18 protein-coding genes are annotated in these 16,729 nt (G+C 73.1%); 10 read left to right on the forward strand and 8 right to left on the reverse strand.

From position 1 onward, the window contains the following. The first annotated feature begins 184 nt into the window (after window positions 1-184). The 4 genes from ACWDVW_RS12565 (at window position 185) to ACWDVW_RS12580 (ending at window position 2,695) form a co-directional block, all read left to right on the forward strand. On the forward strand, window positions 185-1,153 hold the full coding sequence (locus tag ACWDVW_RS12565; protein ID WP_449947454.1) for a hypothetical protein: 969 nt from the start codon (window positions 185-187) through the stop codon (window positions 1,151-1,153). A 62-nt stretch (window positions 1,154-1,215) separates the two neighbouring features. Then, window positions 1,216-1,653, forward strand: a complete 438-nt coding sequence (locus ACWDVW_RS12570) for a nitroreductase family deazaflavin-dependent oxidoreductase (protein WP_449947457.1) — start codon at window positions 1,216-1,218, stop codon at window positions 1,651-1,653. 104 nt (window positions 1,654-1,757) lie between these two features. Beyond that, complete coding sequence (locus ACWDVW_RS12575) at window positions 1,758-2,087, forward strand: hypothetical protein (RefSeq protein ID WP_396740221.1); 330 nt, start codon at window positions 1,758-1,760, stop codon at window positions 2,085-2,087. Window positions 2,088-2,413: 326 nt separating this feature from the next. Beyond that, a complete protein-coding gene (locus ACWDVW_RS12580) occupies window positions 2,414-2,695 on the forward strand; it encodes an adhesin (protein WP_396740220.1) in 282 nt (93 codons plus the stop codon). Window positions 2,696-2,698: 3 nt separating this feature from the next. Here ACWDVW_RS12580 and ACWDVW_RS12585 read toward each other — a convergent pair whose 3' ends face one another. From ACWDVW_RS12585 to ACWDVW_RS12600, 4 genes are all read right to left on the reverse strand, one after another. Next, window positions 2,699-3,772, reverse strand: a complete 1,074-nt coding sequence (locus tag ACWDVW_RS12585; RefSeq protein WP_449947459.1) for a beta family protein — start codon at window positions 3,770-3,772, stop codon at window positions 2,699-2,701. Window positions 3,773-3,949: 177 nt separating this feature from the next. Next, entirely contained in the window at window positions 3,950-4,495 is a 546-nt protein-coding gene (locus tag ACWDVW_RS12590; protein ID WP_449947462.1) for a PepSY domain-containing protein, read from the reverse strand. Between the two features lie 81 nt (window positions 4,496-4,576). Next, complete coding sequence (locus tag ACWDVW_RS12595) at window positions 4,577-5,863, reverse strand: sensor histidine kinase (protein WP_449947465.1); 1,287 nt, start codon at window positions 5,861-5,863, stop codon at window positions 4,577-4,579. After that, window positions 5,860-6,555, reverse strand: coding sequence for a response regulator transcription factor (locus ACWDVW_RS12600; protein ID WP_396740213.1), 696 nt, complete (start codon window positions 6,553-6,555; stop codon window positions 5,860-5,862). The genes ACWDVW_RS12595 and ACWDVW_RS12600 overlap by 4 nt, the downstream gene beginning before the upstream one ends. A gap of 103 nt (window positions 6,556-6,658) precedes the next feature. On the opposite strand from ACWDVW_RS12600, the gene ACWDVW_RS12605 reads away from it, so the two are divergent. From ACWDVW_RS12605 to ACWDVW_RS12620, 4 genes are all read left to right on the forward strand, one after another. Further along, window positions 6,659-7,159, forward strand: coding sequence for a septum formation initiator (locus tag ACWDVW_RS12605; protein ID WP_449947469.1), 501 nt, complete (start codon window positions 6,659-6,661; stop codon window positions 7,157-7,159). A gap of 208 nt (window positions 7,160-7,367) precedes the next feature. Beyond that, window positions 7,368-7,775: a hypothetical protein gene (locus tag ACWDVW_RS12610; protein WP_449947472.1), complete on the forward strand. Its 408-nt coding sequence runs from the start codon at window positions 7,368-7,370 to the stop codon at window positions 7,773-7,775. Between the two features lie 282 nt (window positions 7,776-8,057). Further along, complete coding sequence (locus ACWDVW_RS12615; RefSeq protein ID WP_117228987.1) at window positions 8,058-8,450, forward strand: cupin domain-containing protein; 393 nt, start codon at window positions 8,058-8,060, stop codon at window positions 8,448-8,450. A 66-nt stretch (window positions 8,451-8,516) separates the two neighbouring features. Continuing rightward, window positions 8,517-10,313, forward strand: a complete 1,797-nt coding sequence (locus tag ACWDVW_RS12620; protein WP_449947474.1) for a glycoside hydrolase family 15 protein — start codon at window positions 8,517-8,519, stop codon at window positions 10,311-10,313. Between the two features lie 12 nt (window positions 10,314-10,325). Here the strand turns inward: ACWDVW_RS12620 and ACWDVW_RS12625 are convergent, their stop codons facing one another. After that, window positions 10,326-11,519, reverse strand: a complete 1,194-nt coding sequence (locus ACWDVW_RS12625) for a threonine synthase (RefSeq protein WP_449947477.1) — start codon at window positions 11,517-11,519, stop codon at window positions 10,326-10,328. Between the two features lie 11 nt (window positions 11,520-11,530). Continuing rightward, window positions 11,531-12,574, reverse strand: a complete 1,044-nt coding sequence (locus tag ACWDVW_RS12630; RefSeq protein ID WP_449947479.1) for a DNA polymerase ligase N-terminal domain-containing protein — start codon at window positions 12,572-12,574, stop codon at window positions 11,531-11,533. A gap of 78 nt (window positions 12,575-12,652) precedes the next feature. Here ACWDVW_RS12630 and ACWDVW_RS12635 point away from each other — a divergent pair, with 78 nt between their 5' ends. Then, window positions 12,653-13,438, forward strand: coding sequence for an aldo/keto reductase (locus ACWDVW_RS12635; RefSeq protein WP_449947482.1), 786 nt, complete (start codon window positions 12,653-12,655; stop codon window positions 13,436-13,438). Between the two features lie 59 nt (window positions 13,439-13,497). Here ACWDVW_RS12635 and ACWDVW_RS12640 read toward each other — a convergent pair whose 3' ends face one another. Continuing rightward, complete coding sequence (locus tag ACWDVW_RS12640) at window positions 13,498-14,007, reverse strand: GNAT family N-acetyltransferase (protein ID WP_449947485.1); 510 nt, start codon at window positions 14,005-14,007, stop codon at window positions 13,498-13,500. Window positions 14,008-14,094: 87 nt separating this feature from the next. Next, a complete protein-coding gene (locus tag ACWDVW_RS12645) occupies window positions 14,095-15,228 on the reverse strand; it encodes a GH12 family glycosyl hydrolase domain-containing protein (RefSeq protein ID WP_449947488.1) in 1,134 nt (377 codons plus the stop codon). Window positions 15,229-15,589: 361 nt separating this feature from the next. Between ACWDVW_RS12645 and ACWDVW_RS12650 the strand changes: the two genes are divergently transcribed. Beyond that, window positions 15,590-16,696, forward strand: coding sequence for an FAD-dependent monooxygenase (locus ACWDVW_RS12650; RefSeq protein WP_449947767.1), 1,107 nt, complete (start codon window positions 15,590-15,592; stop codon window positions 16,694-16,696). Window positions 16,697-16,729 lie beyond the last annotated feature (33 nt).

Consider the following 16,729-nt stretch of genomic DNA (forward strand, 5'->3'; position numbering starts at 1 on the left):
ATACAACACCGGTATCCAGGCCCGACTCCGCCTTGCCGGACCGCCGCCTGGACCTCGCCGCGACACCGCCAACGTTCCTGGACACCGCACTAGCGCGTCGGGGGTCGGTGATGCGAATGTGAGTCGGCCCCGCGTCCGGGTCGAGCGTGCCGGCGCGAGTCCGGTCCGGCAGAAGTGGAGAGTCGTGGCGGAGGAGAAGCCCGCGCGGCCGGTCGATCCGGCGTCACACCGCACCCGGTCGGGCCGCCGCCGTGCGGAGTCGGCCCGGTCGTCGACACCGGCACCGACCTCGCCGCCGTCGGCGCAGGGGGCGACCCGGGCCGCCGCCCGCCGACTCGCCCGCGCCCGGCGGCGTCGACGTACCACGGTGGAGGCCGTCGCCGCCCTCGCCGGCCTGCTGGCCCTCGTCGGTTACGTCAACTGGTGGTCGGAACCGGCGCCGGACGACCAGCCGGACCCGGACGGCCTGCCGGCGGTGGTCGGACGACCGGCACTGCCCAGCGGCAGCGCCACCGCCGACGCCGTGCCGGGCCTGCGCCCTCGGGAACGCAGCCCGAGCCCCTCGCCGAGCGCCAGCGTGGTGTCCACCCCCGACTCGCCGACCGCGCCACCCACGCTCGTGGTCAGCCGGTCCGACATCCCGGGGACGGTGGACCTGACCGAGGCGGGCCGCCGCGACTGGCTGCACTGGGGCCTCGACGGCGCCACCAGCCCGACACGCAAGCGCGACGGCTCCGCCGACCTGCGGGACCTGGGTGGCCGGGGCGACCGGGACACCTGGGACGGCAACCAGGAGCTGTTCCGGTGGCGCGACGGCGCGCCGGTGGACTCGGCCGGGGACGTCGCGGACGGGGTCTACACCTGCGGTGCCGGCAACGGCTTCCGGCTCGCCGTCGTGTCCGACGGGCAGCCGCGCACCGCCACCGTCTACCTCGGCGTCTGGATGGCCCGGGGTCGACTCGACGTGCGGGTGGGCGACGACGGGCCACGCCAGACGCTGCGCCTGGAGGAGCGGCACACCAGCCTCTCCTCGGGTGTGACGGTCCGCTTCCAGGCGCCGCAGGGCACCCGCGTACTGCTCACCTGGACGGTGGAGGAGGCGTTCACGCCGCACTGCGGCAACGTCGGTCTGCAGGCCGTCGCACTGCGCTGACCTGCCGGCGGCCCGGCTCTCCAGTAGCGTGGTCGGTGACCGATCATGATCGAGGAGGACCGATGACCTCGGGCGAGAAGGTAATGGACAGCCCCACCGACTGGGTGGCCGAACACATCGACCGGTACGTCGAGACCGACGGTGCCGAGGGGCACGAGTGGCAGCCGGGCGTGTTCACGCTGCTGCTGACCACCCGGGGGCGACGCAGCGGCGCACTCCGGCGGACCGCGTTGATCTACGGCCGGCACGGCGACGCGTACGTGGTGGTCGCCTCCCAGGGCGGCGCTCCCCAGCACCCGGCCTGGTATCTGAACCTGCTCGCGGACCCGGAGGCCCAGGTCCAGGTCGCGGCCGAGCGGTTCACCGCACGGGCCCGCACCGCCACGCCCGAGGAGAAGGCCCGGCTGTGGCCGGACATGGTCGCCGTCTGGCCGGCGTACGACGACTACCAGACCAAGACCGACCGGGACATCCCGGTGGTGGTGCTGGAACGCGTCTGACGGCAGCCGTACCCGCCGTCGGGCAGTTTGTCCGTCGGGCCGCCTCCACCGGACCGTACCGTCCTGCTGTCCGGGTTCGACTGTCCTGTGTGGAGGCCAGGCCGATGAGCAGTAGCAGTACCCTCCGTCCGTCCCCGCCCACCGGCGAGCCGGCCGGAACGGCGTTGCGGGAGATCCCGCTGCCGCCGTACGTGACCGCCGAGGATGCCCAGTTCGCCGTCCGTGCCGTCGTGGTGCACGCGCCCCGAAGATGGTCCGGGGGCACGGTCTGCCGCAACGACGCCAGTCCGCACCCGTGCCGGCTGCACCGCTGGGGCACCCGCGTCCTGGCGCTGCGCGGCCTGCGCGACTCCGAGATCGCCGCACTGATCGAACGTGGCGACCCCGCCGCGCTCGTCCCCGCGCCCAAGGTGCAAGGAAGGGCCCCCTGCTAACGCCTGGTGTATAGGAAGGGTCCCTTCCTTACATCAGGGGAACCTCGTGGGGTACCCGTTTCCGGGGCCGTCACACCTGACGGACCGATCGACTGCCGTCTACTTGACGGATCCCTCGGCAGCGGGCACCGTGGGCAGTGGAGGGGCCTTGAGCTGCCCCGATGCGGTGGTGGGCGACCGCTGCCCGGCGAGCCGCGCCGGGCGTGGTCGACCTCGAAGGCCGCCACATCCGTACCCGGTGTGCGGGCCGATTGCCGGTCCGCCCACGGACTGGCCGGCAGTGTGCCTCCGGCACCGGGAGTCGAGAACCCACGAGGAGTCCCACCATGCTCACGATGACCGACAACGCCGTCCTGGTGATCCGTGACCTCGCCAACCAGCAGGACGTGGCCGAGGGCGGTGGGGTACGCATCGCCGCGGACACCACCGCCGGTTCGCTCACCGTCGAGCTGGTCGCCGCACCGGTCGAGGGTGATCAGGTGGTGGACAACCAGGGTGCCCGGATCTTCCTCGACTCCGACGCCGCCGACCTGCTCGGTGACGCCGCGGTCGACGCGACCGTCGACGACGAGGGCGTGATCCAGTTCGGCTTCACCGACCAGCAGTAGCCCTCAGCCCGCGCGACGGTTCTCCCCGCCCCGGGGCCGCTGGGGCGGGACGCTGCCCGGGGGCCGGGCTCCACCACCGCTGGTACGCCCCAGCGTGGCCAGCACGTGTGCCAGGTGGTGCGAGGTGCTCCAGGCCACCCAGTTGGTCGCCGATCCGGCTCCGGCGACCCGACGCGCCCGGCGCACGATCTCGTGGTCGCCCCAGGAGAAGCCGGCACCCGTCGACGGCCAGTGCGGTGCCGACACCAGTTCGCGGCACAGGTCGGCGACCCGATCCTCCCCGCGCCGACCCCGACGCGACCACCGGTAGAGCCACCACACGTCGGCGTCGGTGTACCGGACCGTCGGCAACCGGTCGGTCGGCTCCGCGCCGGGTGCGGCGGAGGCGACACCGTAGTCGCCGAATCCCACCCCGAGGTCGGCCAGCCGCTGCCAGAGCAGCCAGTCCCAGCGGTCCAGCCGGACCGGTTCGTCGGTGGGCAGCCGGGCCAGCGCCGGTGGCATCCCGCCGGCCACCACGCTGACCGAGCGCCAGGCGTGCCGCCGGGCCCAGTCCCGCGCCCGGCGTACCCGGGGCTCGGTCGTGCGGACGTCCGCCGGACAGCACACGTCGCCGCAGTCGAGCACCAGGTCACACTGCTCGGGGGCCAGTCGCGCGTACCGCCAGATCCGTTCCACGGCGGTGGTGGCGGCGTCGGGTCCGGCCCGGTCCAGGCGGATCCGCAGCCGCACCACCGCCCGGCCGAAGTACGCCCGCGCGGTGACGCCGTGCGCCGCGAGCCGCTCCGCGTCGTCGGAGAGACCGATCACCGGCACCAGCGGTACGCCCCACCGCAGCGGCTCGGCGCCGGCCGGATCGGGCAGGGCGCCCACGTCGACGGCCGGTACCAACCCCGGCGGCAGCCGGTTCACGGCTTCCACGACGGATCTGTCGAGTTCGGACACGTGCAGGATCGGGGCGATCAGCGGGGCGAGGGCGTCGTCGAGGTGGCCGAGCGCGTCCAGCTCTCCCCGCCGCGCGGGGAGGACGGGACGGTAGACCGGTTCCGTCGCCCAGCCTGAGTGGGCGGGCACCATAATTAAATGTAGCCAGGTGATTACCCAGCTCACAGGGCATGCAGCCGGAAATTCGGCGGAACGCTGTCAGCTCCGCGACTGTCATCGCGGGGTGCCGGGGCACCGACAGCGCGACACCCCGGGCGGCAGGTGCCGCTCCGGGGTGTCGACGGCCGTCACCGGCCGACTGTCGACCGGTCAGTCGTCGTCCCGGTCGTCATCGTCGTCGTCGTCGCGGTCGTCGTCGTCATCGCCGTCGTACCGCTCCTGCTCGGCCTTGAGCACCTGGCCGGTCTCCCGGTCGACGTCGATCTCGTGCTCGACGTCGCCCTTGACGATCTCGACCTCCCAGACCGGGCGCTTGTTCTCCCGGTCGCGGTCGATCTCGGTGATCCGGCCGCCGCCCGCGTGCGCCAGGGCGATCTCGCCGGCCCGCTCGCGGCTGATCTCGTCGGTGGCGTCCGGCGAGCCGGTGCCGGCCGGCGGGGTGGCCGTGGTCGGGTCGGTCGGTGGGGCCACGCTGCTCGGGTCGGTCGGCGGGGCGACCGTGCCGGGGTCGGTCGGCGGCGTGACCGTGCCGGGAGCGGCCGGGGTGGTCTCCCCCGGCGCGCCGGTCGCCGCGGTCAGCGTGGTCTGCCGCGCGCGGTCGGTGTCGGCCGCCGTGACGCCCAGGAAGATCCCGGCCGCCGCGAGGACCGCCGCGGCGCCGCCGACCGACGCCAGGATCAGGGGGTTGCGCTTCATTGGTGCCACCTCTCCTCGGTTGATGCACACAGCATCGGTCGGGGCGGGATAGCGCCGCGCTGTCCGAACACTAAGGCCGGGTTAAGGTCGGCCGCTGGAGATCTTCGGCGTGCCCAGGTGGAGCATGACCTCGGCCCCGCCGCCGGGACGTTCGCCCAGTTCCAGCCGGCCGCCGCTGGCCTGGGCGGCCCGGCGGGCGATGTCCAGCCCCAGGCCGGTCGACCCGGCCTGGCTGGCCCCGCGACGGACCGACTCGGCGGCGATGCCGGGGCCCTCGTCGGCCACCGTCAGCACCACCTGGTCGCCGTCGGGCGCCAGCCGGACGGCGAAGGCGGTGCCGTCCGGGGTGTGCGCGAAGACGTTGCCGAGCAGCGCGTCCACCGCAGCCGCCAGCTCGTCGGCGGGGACACCGACCGGCAGCGGGCCGGGTGCCAGGTCGAGGTCGACCGCCCGGCCGGTGTCCTCGGCCAGCACCGACCAGAAGGCCACCCGGTCGGTCACCGTGGCCACCGCGTCGGTGACCACCGCGCCCTCGGCCGGGGTACGCCAGCGGGCCTGCCGGATCAGCCCGGTCACCGCCCGTTCCAGCCCGTCCACCGCACCGGCGATCCGGGCGGCGTCCTGCGGGTCGGCCAGCGACTCGGCCTCCAACCGCAGCGCGGTCAGCGGGGTCCGCAAGCGGTGGGACAGGTCGGCCACCTGCTCGCGTTCCTGCACCAGCAGTTCCTGGATCCGCCCGGCCAGATGGTTGAGGGCACCGCCCACCTCGCGCAGCTCCGCCGGCCCGGACGGCTCGACGCGCGCGTCGAGTTCGGCGTTGGCCAGCCGGTGCGACACCGCCGACAGCTCACCGATCGGGCGGACCAGGGTGCGGGCCAGCCGGTCGGCCACCGCGAGACCGATCAGCACCAGCAGCAGTCCGAGCAGGGAGAGCACCAGCCAGGCCCGGTCCACCCCGTGGGTCAGTTCGGCGTCGGACACGAAGGTGCGGATGACCGCGGTGCCGTCCGTACGGCCCTGGACCGCGATCACCACCTCGCGGCCCTCAGGCGTCTCGGCGGTCAGGCTCTGCCCCCGGGCGGCCAGCTCGACGGCGGGCGTACGGGGAGCCGGTGCGCCGAGTTGGTCGCCGTCGGGGAGGAAGACGCTGACCGGCCGGCCGGACTGGACGAGTTGGTCGACGGTCAGCCGGACGGTCTCGGAGTCGGCGGTGCCGACCACCGGGGCGAGACCCTGCACGTCGGCGGTGGCCCGTGCGGTCGCCCGGTCCTCGGCGGAGGTGCGCAGCAGCAGCGCCAGCGGCACCAGGAAGGCGATCACGATGAGCACGCTGACGGCGGTCACCAGCAGTGCCAGTCGCGCCCTCATCGCTGTGCCTCGGGCGAGACCAGCCGGACCCCCACCCCGCGTACGGTGTGCAGGTAACGCGGCTGCTGGGCGCTCTCGCCGAGTTTGCGGCGCAGCCAGGACAGGTGCACGTCGACCGTCTTGTCCGCCCCGCCGTACGGGATCTGCCACACCTCGGTGAGCAGTTCCCGCTTGGTCACCACCTCGCCGACCCGGGTGGCCAGGTGTCGCAGCAGGTCGAACTCGCGCGGCGTCAGCTCGACCGGCGCGCCGTCCAGGCTGACCTGCCGCGCCCGGGGGTCGATCCGCAGCCCGCCGACGACCACGGTCGGGTCCTCCTCGGCCGGTCCACCCGGCCCGCGTCGCAGCACCGCGCGGACCCGCGCGTCGAGTTGGGCGGCGGTGAACGGCTTGACCACGTAGTCGTCGGCCCCGGCGTCGAGGACCCGGACGATCTCCGTCTCGTCGTCGCGGGCGGTGGCGACGATGACCGGCACCGCGCTGACCGCGCGCAGCATCCGGAGCAGCTCGCGGCCGTCCAGGTCGGGCAGCCCGAGGTCGAGCACGACGAGGTCGGGGCGGTCGTCGAGCGCGTCGCGGAGCCCGGCCATCGCGGTCGACGCCGCCGCCACCGCGTGTCCCCGTTCGCGCAGCGCCCGCACCAGCGGGGTGCGGATGGTCAGGTCGTCCTCGATGAGCAGCAGGCGGGCCACAGCAGGCAGGGTATATCCGCCCGGGCGCGACGGCGGCGTCCGTTAACCCTCCCTTAGCCTTCCCCGAAGGTCGCCCCAACCCGCGATCAGGGATAGTCGGGTGATGGGACGTCGCACGCTCCTCGCCGTCGCCGGGTGGCTGGCCACCGCGGTGGTCGCCACGCTGATCGGAGTCGCCGCCATCCGGCTGGTGGGGGAGAGCCTCACCAGTACGCCGGGCGGTGTCCGCAGCCAGGAGGAGATCGCCCGCGAGTTGGCCGCGCCGCCCCGGACGACCGGACCGACGACCGGTACGCCGGGCCCGACCGGTTCGCCGGACCCGGCGGCCACGGCTCCGGTGAGCCCGACCGCCTCCGCGAGTCCCACTCCGGAGGCATCCCACCGGCGCAGCTTCTCCAACCAGGGCGGCAGCGTGGTGGCCGAGTGCGTGCCGGGCGGGGTGTGGCTGGCGTCCTGGTCGCCGAAGCAGGGTTACTCGGTCGAGGACGTGGACCGGGGCCCGGACGACGACGCCGAGGTGAAGTTCGTCGGCCCGAGCGGCGAGCACGAGCTGTCGGTGCGGTGCCAGGCCGGCGTACCGGTGCTGGACCTGGACGACGACTGACCACACCCCCGCTGCCGAGGCTCCACCGCAGGTCAGAGGCATGATCGACATCTCGACTGTCCGTGATCGGACAACCTGTCGTGTGGCTACCGACGGGGAACACGACATACGTTCGATGCACAAAGGGTGCTGATCGGTGCTGATCCTTCTTAGCCGCCCTAATCAACTCAACACGCCTCGGCCCCCCGGCCGGCTGGAGAGGAGAGCAATGTCCAGCGCGAGAGCCAGGAGCAGGCGGGCGGCCCAGCCGGAGCCGGGAGAGGAGATCACGGCCCGCGCCGACGCCGCGCACACCACCTGCGGCGGCGCCGGCATGCCGTCCACGTCGAGGGTGCTGTTCGCCGTGGTCAGCGCGAACGGCGTCCTGGTCCGGGGGATGGGCGCCGCGACGGCCGACCGGCTGAGCACCGGGATGTACCAGGTGGTCTTCGACCAGGACGTGACCGCGGCCGGGTGTGTCGGCACGGTGGGGCTGTCGGGCAGCGCGGGGCTGGCGCCGTCCGGTCAGATCGCCGTCGCCGGGCGTACCGGCATCCCGAACGCGGTCTTCGTGACCACCTTCGACAGCACCGGGGCCTCCGCCGACCGGCCGTTCCACCTGGCCGTCCTGGCGTAGCCGACCGTCCTGGCCTAACCGCACGGGCGGGCACCGACCGGGCCCCGGACACGAGCGCACGGCGCCGTTCGATCCCCGAGGACCCGAACGTCGCCGCGCTCAGCCGTCTCCCGCCACCGCAGCCCGTACGGCGGTACGTCGGCGGGGACCTGGCATGGCCGACCAGTGCCGGCTGGTCCTGTCGATCCCCGTTCGGCGTGCCGCCAAACCCTCATATCGTGCGCAATTCCACTATCTGCAAGTCCCGGCGTGGGGCGGGTCGTAACGGGGTATGTGCCGGGCATGGAGCACTTCACTATCGCCACGGTCGCCGAGAAGAGCCCGGACTTCCGGCGCGTGCTGTGGACCGGGAAGCACACCCAATTGGTGATCATGACGATCCCGGCGGGCGGTGAGATCGGCGAGGAGGTCCACGAGGACATCGACCAGATCCTCACCTTCGTCAGCGGCACCGGCGAGGCCCGGGTGGCCGGCGAGAAGCGCGAGGTCGTGCAGGGCGACCTCGTGGTGGTGCCGGCCGGGACGAAGCACAACTTCGTCAACACCGGACCGAACCCGCTGGTGCTCTACACCGTCTACGGGCCGCCGGAGCACGCCGACCAGGCGGTGCACAAGACCAAGGAGGAGGCCGACGCGGCCGAGGCCGCTGGCGAGGACGAGCCGCCGACCTCCTGACCCGTCCCGCCGGCCCGGGCGTCCGGGCCGGCGTGATGTGGTCGAGGATCCGGGTACGCGCACCGGATGGTGCAGCCGCCGATCTCCGACTACGCGTTCCTCTCCGACTGTCGATCGGGGGCGCTGGTCGGGCGGGACGGCTCCGTCGACTGGTGGTGCCCGAACAGGTTCGACTCACCCGCCGTCTTCGCGCGGCTGCTCGACTCCGACGGCGGTCACTGGCGGCTCGCGCCGGTCGCCGCCGGACGCGCCGGGCACCGGGTGCAGCGGGCGTACCGACCGGACACCCTGGTGCTGCGGACCGTGCACCAGACCCCGGAGGGCAGCGTCGCGGTCACCGACGCGCTCGCCGCCGAGGCCGGTGCCCGGGGCCACGAACTCGGCCTGCGGTCGCCGGCCGTGCTGCTGCGCGTCGTGGAAGGGCTCTCCGGCCGGGTACGGATGGCGCTCGACTTCCGGCCCCGCCCGGAGTACGGCCTGCTCACGCCCTACCTGCACGAGTTGGACGACGGCGGGGTGCGGGCCGTCGCCGGGCCGGCCGAGTTGACGCTGCGGTGTGCCGGGATGCGGCTCACGGCCGACCACGACCGGGTGCACCACGTCTTCGAGGTCGACGAGGGGCAGGTGCTCGGCTTCGAGGTCGCGTACGCCCCCGCCTACGGCGACCGGCCGCCCGCGTCGGACCCGGTCCGACGGCTGACGGACACCGTGCAGACCTGGCGCTCCTTCCGCGACACCCACCACTACGACGGCCGGTACCCGGACGTGGTCCGGCAGAGTGCGACGGTGCTCATCGGCCTCACGTACGCCCGCAGTGGTGCGGTCGTCGCGGCGCCCACCACGTCGTTGCCGGAACGGATCGGCGGCGACCGCAACTACGACTACCGCTTCTCCTGGCTGCGCGACTTCGCGATGACGATGCGCGCGCTCTGGGTGGCGGCCTGCCCCACCGAGGCGTCCCGCCTGTTCGACTGGGCGGCCCGCTCGATCGGCCGGATCGGTGCCGATCCGGTGCCGGTGCTGTTCGGTCTCGAAGGGGAGCGGGACGTCTCCGAGCACCGCTGCCCCGGCCTGGCCGGCTACGCGGGCAGCGCCCCGGTCCGCATCGGCAACGACGCCTGGCGGCAGCGCCAACTCGACGTGCCCGGCGAGATGGTGTCGGCGGTGTGGCGTCTGCGCGACTACCTCGGCGAGCCGTTCGGCACCGAGGTGCGGGAGATGGTGCTCGGCCTGACCGAACAGGTGGCCGCCACCTGGCACCTGCCGGACCGGGGCATGTGGGAGACCCGGGACGCCGACCGGCACTACGTGGCCTCGAAGGCGCTCTGCTGGGCGGCGATGGACAAGGCGGTACGCCTGGCACCGCACCTCGGCGAGCGGGCCGACCCCCGGCGCTGGGCGGGCGTCCGGGACGAGATCCGCGCCACCGTGCTCCGCGAGGGCTTCAGCCGGGAGCGGGGCGTCTTCACCGGCGCGTTCGGCTCACCCGACCTCGACGCCGCCGTGCTGTACCTGCCGGTGGTGGGCTTCCTACCGGCCACCGACCCCCGGATGCGCGCGACCATCGCCGCCGTCGAGCGGGAACTCGGTGGCGAGGGTGGCCTGATCCGCCGCTGGGACACCGACCCGGCCGGCTTCCTGCTCTGCTCGTTCTGGCTGGTGGAGTGCCTGGCGATGGCCGGCGAGCAGGAGCGGGCCGCCCGGCTGTTCACACGGGTGGCCGGGCACGCCAACGACGTCGGCCTGCTCAGCGAACAGATCGACCTGACCACCGGCGCGCAGCTCGGCAACACCCCGCAGGCGCTGTCGCACATCGGCCTGGTCAACGCCGCCTGGCGATTGACCGACCCGGCCGCCGAGTGACCGTACGGGTCGTCAGGCGGGCAGCAGCGGTACGCCGCTCACGTCCACCGTCTCCGGGTACTTCAGGCCCGCCCCGGTGTTGAGCACCACCACCCGCTCACCCGCGCGGATCCAGCCCCCGGCACGCAACCTGCGCACGGCGGTCAGGCAGGCCGCGCCCTCCGGGCAGAGCAGCAGCCCTTCACGCGCCGCGAAGTCCCGCAGGTCGGCGAGGATCTCGGCGTCGTCCACCGCGATCGCGGTCCCGGCGGTGGCCCGCAACGCGGCCAGGATCAACTCGTCGCCGAGCGGCGCCGGCACGGTGATGCCGAACGCCACCGTGTGCGCGTCCGCCCACGGCTGCGCCCGGTCCTCGCCGGCCGCGAACGCCCGCACGATCGGGGCGCAGCCGGTGGACTGCACCGCCACCAGCCGGGGCAGCTTGTCCTCGACCCAGCCCAGCTCGCGCAGCTCACCGAGCGCCTTGTGGATGCCGATCAGCCCCACTCCGCCGCCGGTCGGATAGACGATCACGTCGGGCACCTGCCACCCCAACTGCTCGACGATCTCGTACCCCATCGTCTTCTTGCCTTCGAGGCGGTACGGCTCGCGCAGCGTACCGGCGTCGAAGATCGAACCGCCCGAGGCCGCGACGAGCGCGGCGACCTGCCGCCCGGCGTCGCCGATCAGCCCGTCGACCAGGCGCAGGTCCGCCCCGGCGGCCACGCACTCGCGGCGGCAGATGGTCGGCGCGGACAGCGGCATGGCGATGGTCGCGCCCATCCCGGCGCGGGCCGCGTAGGTGGCCCAGGCGGCGCCCGCGTTGCCGTTGGTCGGCATGGCGATCCGCCGCACCCCCAGCTCCCGGGCCCGGCTCACCCCCACCGCCGCGCCACGTGCCTTGAACGAGCCGGTCGGGGTCAACCCCTCGTCCTTGACCAGCAAGTCGTCCACACCGATCTCCGCGCCGTACGCCAGGGCACGCAGCATCGGCGTCCAGCCCTCACCGAGCGTGGTGACGAACGCCGGGTCCGCCACCGGCAGCAGCTCCCGGTAACGCCACAGGTCGGCCGGGCGCAGCCCGAACCGTTCCGGCTCGACCGTCCGCCGCACCGCCGCCAGGTCGTAGCGGGCCAGCAGCGGCGAGCCGCACGCGCAGAGATTCTGCGGTACGCCGGCGTCGTGCTCGGTGCCGCAGCGCGGGCACTCCAGGTGGGTCAGGTGCACGAGAGGTCCCCTCAGCTCGCGTCGACGCTGCGCCACGCCGGGCTGCGTCGTCCGGGCTCGTAGCCGGAGTCCAGCCGCTTCGCCACGACCCCGGGCAACCCCTGCTCACGGGCGGTGCGCAGAGCCTCGGCGCCGGTGCCGGGGAACCACGGCGGAGTCTGCCAGTGCGGCCCGGCCAGCGCCAGACCGTCGAGCAACTCCCGGCGTTGCGGATAGGGCAGGTCGAGGCTGCTCACGCCCTCCAGCCAGAGCAGGTCGACCAGCAGATACTGGGCGTCGGCGGTGCTCCGGCCACCCCGGGCGGGTCGGACCCGGCCGGTCCTGTCGATGCGGACCAGGATGCCGTCGAGCACCGCCTCGGTCGGCGCCAGCGCCTCGGCCATCGCGCGCAGCCAGGGGTACCCGCCGGTGATCTCCGTACCGTCCTCGGCGAGCAGTCGTAACCGCCCGCCCGAGAGGTACGCCGTCGCGCGTACCCCGTCCCAGCGCAGCTCGTACCCCCAGTCGGCCTGGTCGGCGGGAAGCCGGCGGGCCGGTGTGGGGCGCATCGGCGCGACCTGCTCGGGCATGCTGGTCCAGCCGGGCGGCGGCGGGTCGGTGCGCCGCACCATCCAGTCCCGTCCGTCGCGACCACCGGCGGCGAACAGCACGTACCGCCCGGTGGTGCGCCGCCCGCGCAGCTCCACCACCACCTCGCGCTCCTGCCACTTCTCGCAGCGGTAGGTGCCCCGATCGTGAATGATCATGCGTCCGCCGCCGTACTCGCCCGCCGGGATCTCACCGGCGAAGTCCAGGTACTCCATCGGGTGGTCCTCGGTGTGCACGGCGAGATGGTTGCGGCCCGGCTCGCGGGGCAGCCCGCGCGGCACCGCCCAGGAGGCGAGCACCCCGTCGTGCTCCAGCCGCAGATCCCAGTGCAGGCTGCGGGCGTGATGCTGCTGGATGACGAAGCGGCCCCGGTCCGCGCCGACCCGGCCGGTCCGGGTCGCCGGCACCGGTTCCGGGGTACGCGCCGCATCGCGCTTGCGCCGGTACTCCTCCAGCCGGTCAGCCACGATGACATTCTCCGGCAAACCGGGCCGGCGTGCCCGGGTCCGGGAATGGCGGCGACGATCAGGGGTAGAACGGTCGGTATGGACCACGTTGACCAGCCCACCGCCGTCCTTCCCGGTGACGTCCGAATCCCCCTGCTCGGCTTCGGCACCTGGCAGGCCACCGGCGAGGCCGGCTACCAGGCCGTGCTCGCCGCGCTGGACGCGGGCTACCGGCACATCGACACCGCCACCATGTACGGCAACGAGGAGGAGGTCGGCCGGGCCGTCCGGGAGAGCGGGCTGCGTCGCGAGGACGTCTTCATCACCACCAAGCTGCCGCCCGACCAGGTCGGCCGGGAACGCGAGACGATCGAGGCGAGCCTGCGCGCGCTCGGCCTCGACTACGTCGACCTGTGGCTGCTGCACTGGCCGCCGAGCGATCCCGGCGACCTGATCCCCGCCTGGCGGGAGATGCTCGCCGCGCGGGACGAGAACCTGGCCCGCGCGGTCGGCGTCAGCAACTTCAGCACCCCGCAGATCGACGAGCTGATCCAGGCCACCGAGGAGAACCCGGCGGTCAACCAGATCAAGTGGGGCCCCCGGCTGTACGACCGGCAGCGGCACACCGAGCACCGCGACCGGGGAGTGGTGCTGGAGGGGTACAGCCCCTTCAAGACCAGCGACCTGTCGGACCCGGTGCTGACCCGGATCGCCGGCGCGCACAACGTCTCGCCCGCCCAGGTGGTGCTGCGCTGGCACCTCGACCACGAGATCGTCGCGATCCCCAAGTCGGTGACCCCGGACCGGATCCGGGCCAACGCCGACGTCTTCGGCTTCTCCCTGAACGCCGAGGAGATGCGCGACATCGACGCCCTCGGCTTGTGAAAGGAAGGGTCCCCTGCTAACGCCTCGTGCATAGCAGGGGACCCCTTTTAACATCAGGATCAGGGCGTGCCCGGGCTGCCGCGTTCCCAGCGGTGCAGCACGAGCCGGCGTCGTCCCTCGTCGACGACGACCGGCTCACCACCGGTCGGTCGATAACCCACCGCTCGGGCGGTGGCCGTACTCGCCGCGTTGTCCGCCTCGATCTCCAGGTACGTCGTGGGCAGGCCCGGGAGCGAGTCGGCGTACGCGGTCACCAGTCGCAGCGCCCGGGCGGCCAGTCGCTCGCCCCGATAGGGCGGCCCGACCGCGTACCCGATGCCGCCGGTGACCAGGTTGAGCATCACCTCACCCCGGGCCAGGTCGTCGGCGCCGGTGACGGCCAGGTACAGCCGTTCCGGCGAAGCGCGCGTCCTCGCCAGGTACGCCTCGGCCGCTGCCCGGTCGAACGGTGTGGCCACCGGCAGCCGGTGGGCCATCTCCGGATGATCGAAGATCACGACGAGCTGGGGCAGGTCGCGTTCCGCCCACGGGCGCAGCACGAGCCCGTCACTGTCGAGGCGTATCTGCACAGTCGGTCCTCCCGCCGGCCTGATGATGTTAGGAAGGGTCCCCTCCTATGCACGAGGCGTTAGGAGGGGACCCTTCCTTTCACGAAATCAGGAGCGGGTGCAGGTGGCGCCGTTGAGGGTGAAGTTGGTGGGGGAGGAGTACGACCCGCTCAGTGAGCCCTGGTAGCCGAAGCTGGCCGTGGCGCCGGGCGCGAGCGTGCCGTTCCAGTTGATGTTCCGGGCGGTCACCGAGGAGCCGCTCTGGCTCACCGTGGCGTTCCAGGAGCTGGTGATCTGCTGTCCGGAGGGCAGCGAGTACGCCAGCGTCCAGCCGTTGACGGTGCTCGACCCGGTGTTGGTGATCTGCACGTCGGCGGTGAAGCCGTTGTTCCACGAGTTGGCGGTGTACTTCACCGCGCACGCGCCGCTGCCCGAGGGCGGCGGGGTGGTCGGCGGGTTGGTGGTGGGCGGCGGGTTGTTGCCGCCGCCGTTGACCGAGGCCGAGAAGTTGGTCACGGCCAGGCCGGCGCCGCCCTGCCAGGGCTCGAAGCCAGCCTGGATGCTGGTCAGGTACCACGAGTTGGTGATCGCGCCCCGGTTGCGGGTGTCGTTGATGAAGGCCAGCAGGTTGAGGTTCGCGCTGCTGATCGCCGACGGCGACAGGTACGAGATGACGTTGTTGGAGCCGTTGCTGCCGCGCCAGACCTCCCAGTTCCGGCCGTCGATGTTCGCGTTGCCGACGGGGGAGCCGATGGGCTGGATGGAGCCCTGGCGGTTGAGCCAGATCATGATCTCCATCTGGTTCACGCCGTCGCGCTTGGGCGACGGGTCGAGCCAGATGTCGTACGAGGCGTTGTAGGTGGCCCCGCTGACGTACCGGTAGTTGATGCTGCTGCTCGCGCTGCTGATCTGGCTGACCTGGATCGGCAGGTTGGTGCCGGGGGAGCAGTTGGTGTAGTGGCAACCGACGAAGACCGACGGGTACGCGGTGGGAGCGCCATTGGTCGGGCTGCTGCCGTTCTGGGTTCTGATCTCGAAGCCGCTGCTGGTCACGTTGATGCACTGCTCGGCGGTGGTGCCCCAACGGTTGTTCTGCACCACGTAGCGGTTCTGGATCACCGTGCTGCCGTACTGCTCGCAGATCAGGGTGTCGGCGGAGGCGGTGCCGCCGAGGGCCACGGCGACGGTGGAGCCGGCGGCGAGCAGGCCGACGGCCGTGATGGCCCGCAGGATACGTCTCATGATGCTCCTTGCGCTGCGGCGTCAGGGACGCCGGGACGGTGTGCGAGTGGAGCGGTGGGAAGGTGCTCGCCGCCGGGGGTGGGTGGCTCCGGGAGCGCTCCCATGTGCTCATCGTCACATTTACATACATGAAACAACGGGCGCAACTGGCCGGGGTTATTGAGGTGAATTATGACGTGGGTCACGTACGCGCCGATCGGCCACCCGGAGATCCCCGGCCGGGCGGTGGCCAGCACCGACGGGAGGTGTCCCGACGCCGAGGGATGTCCGTCGTGGGCTAATTGCCTCTGGCGTGCACCGATTGCGCCGAGTAGTGTCTTGCCTCCAACGCGTGCCGACCCCTCCGGAGGCGTACAACCCCATGCGTGGCTCCCCCCTGCGCATTCTCGTCGTCGGCGCGGGCATCGCCGGTCTGGCCGTGGCCCGGGCGCTGCGCCTGGCGGGCTTCCGGCCCGACGTGACCGACAAGGCACCCCCGGGCGAACTCGCCGACGCCGGTCTCTACCTGCCGGGCAACGCCGCCCGCGCGCTGCGCCGCCTCGACCTCGACGACCCGGTACGCCCCTACGGGCAGGTCATCCACCGTCAGCGCTTCCTGGACGCAGGCGGCGTACCGCTGTGCGAGGTCGACCTCGACACACTCTGGGCCGGCGTCGGCGAGTGCCGTGCCATGCCCCGCGCCGACCTGCACCGGGTCCTGCTCAGCGGAGCCGGTGGCGCGGTCCGGCACGGTGCCGAGGTCCGCACCATCGACCTGCTGACCAACACCGTCGGCGTCACCTTCATCGACGGCACCCAGACCGAGTACGACCTGGTCATCGGCGCCGACGGTCCGCGTTCCTCGATCCGGGCGCTGGCCGCGCTCGGCGGACCGCCCCGCCCCGCCGGCCAGGTGGTCTATCGGGGCGTGGTGCGCGACGGGCCGGCGGTGCGGGACTGGACCGCGCTGCTCGGTCAGCGCAGCGGGATCCTGGTGGTGCCGATCGGCGCCGGCCGGCTGCACTGCTACGCGGACGAGGCCGGCTCCGCGCCGCCGGCCGACCCGAGGGCCCGGTTGCGTGAGCTGTTCGGCGACTACGGCGGCCCGGTGCCCGAAGTGCTCGACGCGCTCGGCACGGTGCACGCCAGCGTCACCGACGAGGTCGAACTCGGGCGCTGGCACCGGGGCCGGGTGCTGCTGGTCGGTGACGCCGCCCACGCCACCGCGCCGACGCTCTCGCAGGGTGCCGCGATGGCGCTGGAGGACGCGGTGGTGCTCGCCGAGTCGTTGCGCGCCGCCGGGAGCGTCGAGGCGGCGCTGACCGCGTACGAGAGCCGCCGCCGCCCGCGTACCCGGTGGGTGCGGGACCGGACCCGGGACCGCAACCGGACCCGCGACGTGCCGCCGGCGCTCCGCGACCCGCTGCTGCGCGGACGCGGCGACCGCATCTTCGGCGAGCATTACCGGTTGCTCCTCGGCCCGCTGTGATCCACGCCCGGTGACCCCACGCGGCGCTCTCAC

Source organism: Micromonospora sp. NPDC003241, assembly GCF_053589795.1.

Excerpts from the sequence above, each read along its gene's own strand:
- ACWDVW_RS12570 (WP_449947457.1), top strand. The coding sequence starts at position 1,216 with ATGACCTCGGGCGAGAAGGTAATGGACAGCCCCACCGACTGGGTGGCC.
- ACWDVW_RS12575 (WP_396740221.1), top strand. The coding sequence starts at position 1,758 with ATGAGCAGTAGCAGTACCCTCCGTCCGTCCCCGCCCACCGGCGAGCCG.
- ACWDVW_RS12580 (WP_396740220.1), top strand. The coding sequence starts at position 2,414 with ATGCTCACGATGACCGACAACGCCGTCCTGGTGATCCGTGACCTCGCC.
- ACWDVW_RS12585 (WP_449947459.1), bottom strand. The coding sequence starts at position 3,772 with ATGGTGCCCGCCCACTCAGGCTGGGCGACGGAACCGGTCTACCGTCCC.
- ACWDVW_RS12590 (WP_449947462.1), bottom strand. The coding sequence starts at position 4,495 with ATGAAGCGCAACCCCCTGATCCTGGCGTCGGTCGGCGGCGCCGCGGCG.
- ACWDVW_RS12595 (WP_449947465.1), bottom strand. The coding sequence starts at position 5,863 with ATGAGGGCGCGACTGGCACTGCTGGTGACCGCCGTCAGCGTGCTCATC.
- ACWDVW_RS12605 (WP_449947469.1), top strand. The coding sequence starts at position 6,659 with ATGGGACGTCGCACGCTCCTCGCCGTCGCCGGGTGGCTGGCCACCGCG.
- ACWDVW_RS12610 (WP_449947472.1), top strand. The coding sequence starts at position 7,368 with ATGTCCAGCGCGAGAGCCAGGAGCAGGCGGGCGGCCCAGCCGGAGCCG.
- ACWDVW_RS12615 (WP_117228987.1), top strand. The coding sequence starts at position 8,058 with ATGGAGCACTTCACTATCGCCACGGTCGCCGAGAAGAGCCCGGACTTC.
- ACWDVW_RS12620 (WP_449947474.1), top strand. The coding sequence starts at position 8,517 with ATGGTGCAGCCGCCGATCTCCGACTACGCGTTCCTCTCCGACTGTCGA.
- ACWDVW_RS12635 (WP_449947482.1), top strand. The coding sequence starts at position 12,653 with ATGGACCACGTTGACCAGCCCACCGCCGTCCTTCCCGGTGACGTCCGA.
- ACWDVW_RS12645 (WP_449947488.1), bottom strand. The coding sequence starts at position 15,228 with ATGAGACGTATCCTGCGGGCCATCACGGCCGTCGGCCTGCTCGCCGCC.
- ACWDVW_RS12650 (WP_449947767.1), top strand. The coding sequence starts at position 15,590 with ATGCGTGGCTCCCCCCTGCGCATTCTCGTCGTCGGCGCGGGCATCGCC.